This is a genomic window from Rahnella sp. Larv3_ips (genome assembly GCF_003697865.1).
Classification (GTDB): domain Bacteria; phylum Pseudomonadota; class Gammaproteobacteria; order Enterobacterales; family Enterobacteriaceae; genus Rahnella; species Rahnella rivi.
Genome location: NZ_MJIB01000010.1, coordinates 76,511 through 83,130, shown reverse-complemented (window position 1 = coordinate 83,130; position 6,620 = coordinate 76,511). Strand labels below are relative to the sequence as shown.

The window sequence follows — 6,620 nt, the reverse complement described above, 5'->3', positions numbered from 1 at the left end:
CGTTCGATTATTCGTCTCATACTGAGACTCACCCCTGCGGGGTCAGCGCAAGCGCTGCTCAAAGACGCTGCGCGCCTTTGTCCGAGTCCGGGCACCCTGTTTAAAGAAACTCGCCTATGGCGGGTTTTTTGCTTTCTGAGATCTGGTAGATTTCTGGTCGTGATGTCCGCAGATGCCACAACTCTCCTCTTCAGCAACGTACTCTATTTGATGCCATTGCAGATACTGGAGCCACAGGGGACTACGTACGCAAAGCGAAGCGCACGTATCTTGGAGCATCAGCCACGATGCACATAGATTTACCGCCCCACAACAAAGTGGCAGACGTGCCTCCGGTTTTGGACACGTTTTCATTTTCATAAGCAAGGAATGCACTGATGCACATTTCACCGCCCATTCTGTTTCCCCGTCAGAATAATGAAGAGTATGCCGCATGGGTCATGCGGACGATGCCTGTCGACCCGCGTCGCGGGTTTCCGGTAAACGGGGGGAAGTCATGGCACAGTGGCATTCATATCCCGCATACCGATACCGGCGCTTTAGCCAATCCGCTGAGAGCCGTTGCTGATGGTGTGGTTGTTTATGCCAGCTATCCTGCGCCCACGGAGAAACGTGATACAAAACCGCTGAATTACGATGGCGCAACGGATAACGGCTGTGTGCTCATTCGTCATGAAATGCTCACGGGTGAAGACCCTGTATTGTGCGTTTTTTACTCGCTGACCATGCACATGAAGCAGGTACGCCCCGAAATTCAGGTTAAAGCGGGTGTCACCGTCAGACGGGGCCAGATTATTGGCACCAGCGGTATGGTCAGTGGCCGAAACGCCTGCCATTTTCAGCTGTGCTGCTCTTCCGACATGCTGAAGATGCTGTGTGGTCGCGACCATGGCAATCTGGATGTCAGCGCTTCAGGCAGAGCAAAACCTGTTTATGGGCATCGCTATTTCCTTCTTCCTGCAGGGACCGCCATTTATGAGGGAAGCACGCCTTACGGGCTGTCAGCATTCCGTTGCTGTGTCACTAACGAAGCACTCTATATTACCCATGAAAGCACTAAAACCCGGACGCTGCATAAGGTCGGTGATGATTACCAGACTGTCGGGGAAGCGGCGCTTGCCGTTGATTACATTTGTGAACCCACACCCGTCGTCAGCGGACATAAAACCTACAGTGAGTGGGTACGTGTGGCCTACCCCGGCGGTGAAGGATGGGTGGATGTTTCGTCTCCGGTGGTGAATACCTGGACGGATGCCGACTTCCCTGACTGGGCGGGCTGGACTCTTGTTAGTGACGATATCACGCCAGATGGTCAGTGTAATTCGGCGACAATGAAGAAAGCCCAGGAAAATCAGGCTGCTGATTTTACGAGGTTTATTTGTCAGTTTCCGCTGGAATGGGATTTTTCCTCGTTTGATACCCGCTTCTCATGGCTGAAGGCACCGAATGCGTCGCTGCCTGAGCCGATGAACGATGAAAGTTATGCAGAACTCAAGGAACATGCCGAGGCGTTGTCGTTCTTCGATAAACTCCCCGTGGACACTCAGAAGAAGTTAGCCGGTCTGGTCTGGCATTTCGACCCGCGTGGTCTGATTATCCAGCTCCAGAAGGCAGAGCGTCGACTCATCTATAGTACAAAAAATAAGATGAATGATTTTATTGCTGACGATATGCGTTACGGTGATTTAACCAAAGAGCAGATACTGGCGCAGGGGAAGCTGAACCGGGTAAACGTGTTTGGTGAGGAATTTAAGATCAACCTGTTTAATTTTAACAAAACAGTGGATGAGCACTTCGCCAGCATGGACAGTATGGCTTTCTGGACGGCAAGTGGTGAGTATGCCCCCCTTATCCAGATCATGCTTGAAAAATTCAGAAAAAATGAAGGTGGGATAATGCAACACGAGTTGCTGAACAAGGCATTTCTGGAGCATAAAACCACTAAAGAATGCGTTGAGATCATTCGAAAACTTATTGATGAATTGCTCTCAAATAATCAGTGTAAGCAACTATCACAAAACGATCTAAGAGAACTTAGAGCAAAAATAGGACGTAATGTTACATTGCCAAAATTCACTGATTTGGATTGGTTCAATGGCCTAGGCATAACTATCCATGATACTTATTCAACCAAGATATATCTTGATGATTTCGAGGTAATGGAAACTGAAACCAGGGGTTTGCGCCGTAAGAGTTTCAAAGCACGATTAACATTTAAAATTCAGGACCATTTCGGATTAGATATTGGTGATGTGAATGGGAAAGTTTTCGAACTTTCCTCTTGGTTCTGTTCTTGGTTTATTTTGCAGCGCTATAAACCTTATGGTTACAAGCCGTTCATCAATGAATCTAATTTCAGCATATGGATTGACGGGTAGGAAACATGAAATATATCAAAATGATTTTCGTAATACTTTTTATCTGTACACTTTACATACTGCATGCATTTTATCTAAGGCAGGGACATATAAAAGAGATATACCAGCATTCAGAGTACAGTGAGATATGGGCAAGAGATTGCAAATCAACTGTAATCTTAGTGGATAACGCACCTCTGTCCCATGATGCTCAGAAAAAAATCTGGCAAAAGAACAGCACGGAAATCATGAAAAAATGGGCACCCTTAACGGATAGATGTGATGAGATTCTTTTCGTTAATAACAGAATTAGTTACATTAAGCGAAGTGGCGACATAAATTATTGGATTGCTGACGATGCAATTTGCTTAAATGGTATACTTGGTGGCTGTATTTCCTGGGGTGAACGCTTGTTCTATGTTGAAATTGGCGACCCTAAATGGAAAGATGAAGTTGCAACAGATAAAAGTGGTACCCGCGTCCACCTTAGTTTTATTGATTGAAAATTATTTTATCTAAAATAATGTTTACAAAGCCTCTGTAATTACCCCCGACTTTAGTTCCGCGCACTATTTTCAGGAAGAAGATCAGTTATACCAAGGCTTCGGGAATATATGTTTTTTTAACCGGGTTTGATAAAGAAACCCGTGAGAATCAATGCGATTCTCAAATACATTTTAGACGTACAAAAGCACTGGGTAAGCATCAATTATTGTTCCACGCTTCCTTTATTAGCTCAAAGCCAACCCCGGCTATTTCTCCGTGCTGCTTTTAGAACAGGGTGTGAAGCGGACATTCTTCCCCCTTATTAAACTTGCCAGCAGTGAGTCGACGGATTGCTTAAGAACAATACGTTTCAATAAGTGCGGAGAACTATAAGGGCATGCTCAAATAAAGTCCCTGCGGTGATTCGTTTTTAGAAATCGACTCGCCCTCCCCCCTTTATGTATATAGCTGGCTTTGGTTCCTAGCATTCATCAGCGGTATTTTGGTAGTAAGGTTCTTTTAGAACGAGGTCTTTGTTGTGCCAGCGCTCATAGAACTGCCGAAACGGCGAAGAAAGTTGGCCTTATGTTAAATCCTGTCACCTGACAACAAACCCATCATTATGATTTAAAACAATAAATAAATTAAAACCTTTTGTATGATTTATTATTTCCCTCATCACTGGGCACGTTGACGGCCTCCGCAATTCAGGCATAGCATGCAAATACTGTATGTAAAACCATGTATATATATACAGCATCAGTGGTATGGCAGAGCACTAAATATAGCGAACCTGATGTTAGTTAGTGAGCCATAAAACGCATACCACACTTCCCATAAGTAAAAAAAAGATAATGATTGAAAGAGGAAAAGACTATGCCTGGATTCAGTTATAACGGTGACGGTGAGGCTTCCACGGGCTATTTTAATGGGCCCCCGGTGACCTATGATTCTGACGGCTCTGTGCGTGTAAATCTATCTCATGTTGATGAGGGCGGTACGAATACAGGAACTGGCAATGCAGGCGGGCATGATACCGGCAGCGCTTCGGGGTCATCTGGTTCTGCAGGCAGTAATTGGGCTGGCTCTGGACCAGTTAATACGTCGTTGATTAACGCCACCATTTCAGAAAGCCTGAGTAACTTACTCGTCGCGGCAATATCTACAGCTTCATATCGAATATTGCGCGCGGCTTTTGACGCTTTGTCTCTTGTTCAACAGCCTGTTGCACGCGATCAGATCGTTCAGGCCTGGCAACGCGCCCATGACCTTATGCCGGATAAAGTGACAACCAGCTATGAAACCGGCGGAAGCAATGGTCATACGGCAACCCGAACAACCGATAATGCCGCTAAAAAAACGATGGCTCAGGCCGTGACTCTGGTCTCGAGCGATCTTCAGAGTGCACTATCTCAGCATCAGAAAACGGGTGCCGCAGCTTCGGAGGCTGCAGCATCAGCTGCGGCGGAAGCAGAAAAGCAAAGACAGGCCGCGATTGCCGCTGCCAGCATTGCGGGTCTAAATCAGTCGGTTTCTCAGTCTCAGTCGAACCTGAATACTGCGACCGCAGAGCAGTCGCGTTTGCAGCAGGCAGCGAATGCTGCTGCGCAAAACGCGGTGAATCTTCGACAGGCGGCTCAGTCAGCCGAGTCCGCTGCGCAACAGGCGGCGTTACGTGCTAACCAGCTGAATGCACAGGCCGCCAAGCTCACTAAAAGGAACGGTGACTATGGTCACTGGGAAGCACGTGATGTTGGCGGGAAAAATGATCGAACTGTCAGCATTTTTATCACTGAACTCACCGGTAGCACGTTGAATGCGGCGCGGACGAACGCAACAAACACTCGTAACTCTGCCAATCAGCAGGCTGCCCAGGCCAGTGCGGCAGAGCAGGCCAGTGCGGCGGCGGCGGTGGCCGCACGTGATGCAGAAACCCGTCGACAGGCTGCGCTGGCAGCGCTGACAGCTTCACAGCAGGCTGCGTCACGCGCTGCGGAAGCTGAGCGTCAACGTAAGGCCGCAGAGGCCGCGGCGGCGGCGGCGGCAACCGCAGCCCGAGCAGCAGAGGCTGAACGACAACGTCAGGCGGCAGAAGCCGCCGCCGCGAAACTCGCACAGGCTATGCAGGCACGCCAGGTTGCAGCTGACTCGCTGAGAACAATCAGTATTCAGTCTGTACGGGGGATCCCTGTGAGTGCTTCTATGGCAGGTACACCCATGAGCTGGGCTGTAGCATCCGAAGGCGGCATTGTGCTGGGTGATGATGTCGTCGGTGCTGCCTGGGGCAGAATCAGCGCTGCCCTCGCCGAATTGCGCGGTATTGCCACGGCAAGTCTGGCGGGCCCGGTGGCCGTGACGATTGTGGGGCTGCTGTATTCAAGCAAAGTAGGTGTGGGCAGTGATGTGGTACCGGGACGGGATATCAGTACGTTGATCTCCGGAGACGTCTTGTCTTTGCCCGATTCTGCCGAATTAAATCATGCGGCTGATACGAACGCGGGTATTTCTATGCCCGTTCGCGGTCAAATGGTTATGCGTGAAAATGGTACTTTAGAAGCGCAACTGGTACGTACCAATATTGCCGGCAGCGTTCCAGTCGTACGAGCTGTAAAGAATAGTAAAACCGGTTACTGGAGTTATACGCTGCCGACAATGGCGGGTGTGCCGGCACAGACCATTCTTGTGAGCCCTGCCGATGCGCCTGGTGTAAACACGCCTCTGACGATGAGCGGTCCGGTTCCATTGCCTGAAAACATTGTGCATACAGGAAACCCAATCTCCGCGCCACAGGGCGTGACGGTCACCACGACGCCGGTGGCAGACGAACTGGATTTTAGAGACGTCATTCTGATTTTTCCGGCAGAGTCGGGGCTGAAACCGCTTTACGTGATGTTGCGCAGCCCCCGGAATATGCCCGGTACCGCCAGTGGTAAAGGTCAGCCCGTTGGGGATAACTGGCTGGGGAACGCCGGTGTGGGTGCTGGTTCGTCGATCCCGACTCAGATTGCCGATAAACTGCGTGGCCGGACGTTTGGGAGCTTTGATTCGTTCCGTCGAGCTTTCTGGAAGGCAGTGGCCGATGATCCTGAGCTAAGCAAACAATTTGAATCTGATGACATCGATATTATGAAATTAGGGCGAGCCCCAACAGTTCGATTTAGAGATTCTGCTGGAAAGAGAGTGAAGATAGAACTTCATCACAAAGTAGAAATATCGAAAGGTGGTGATGTCTATAATGTGGATAACTTGAATGCATTAACACCTAAACGTCATATTGATATTCATAAGGGGAATTAAGATGGTTGGTAAAAAATTAACAGATTATACAGAACAGGAATTTATTGATTTTATTAATAAAATTAAGAAAATCGATTTCCCTACAGAAGCTGCACATGATGAGGCTATTTATGAGTTTAGCCAGTTAACTGAACATCCGGATGGTTGGGATCTTATATACCACCCTGAACCCGGAGCTGATAATTCGGCTGAAGGGGTTGTTAAAATCATCAAAGAATGGCGAGCTGCCAACGGTAAGCCAGGATTTAAATCATAATAGCTAAGTCGATACGGCCCTCATATGAGGGTCGTATCGAGGATTAGCAGATATTCGGAAATAGCCCTACGCTTACATGGATTTGCTCAGACTTGAACTGATAGATTTAGTAGGTAGAACATCATCAAATCTTACAGTTCGGTTTGAGCGAAAAACGGACATTTTATGTAAGTATCCCGGCTTTAGTTCCGTGCACTGTATTCAATGAGGAGATCCTTGCCCCC

At 48.3% G+C, this 6,620-nt stretch carries 4 protein-coding genes; all 4 read left to right on the top strand.

Translation table 11 applies throughout. The annotated features are described in order from the left end of the window. Positions 1–377 precede the first annotated feature (377 nt). The 4 genes from ED901_RS14850 (at position 378) to ED901_RS14835 (ending at position 6,396) form a co-directional block, all read left to right on the top strand. A complete protein-coding gene (locus ED901_RS14850; RefSeq protein WP_122096362.1) occupies positions 378–2,378 on the top strand; it encodes a DUF3289 family protein in 2,001 nt (666 codons plus the stop codon). Positions 2,379–2,383: 5 nt separating this feature from the next. Beyond that, the gene (locus ED901_RS14845; protein WP_122096361.1) at positions 2,384–2,860 is read left to right on the top strand and encodes a hypothetical protein; all 477 of its coding nucleotides are present in this window, start codon (positions 2,384–2,386) and stop codon (positions 2,858–2,860) included. Between the two features lie 859 nt (positions 2,861–3,719). Continuing rightward, entirely contained in the window at positions 3,720–6,140 is a 2,421-nt protein-coding gene (locus ED901_RS14840; RefSeq protein ID WP_240993939.1) for an S-type pyocin domain-containing protein, read from the top strand. Position 6,141: 1 nt separating this feature from the next. Continuing rightward, positions 6,142–6,396, top strand: coding sequence for a bacteriocin immunity protein (locus ED901_RS14835; protein WP_122096360.1), 255 nt, complete (start codon positions 6,142–6,144; stop codon positions 6,394–6,396). Positions 6,397–6,620: the final 224 nt, after the last annotated feature.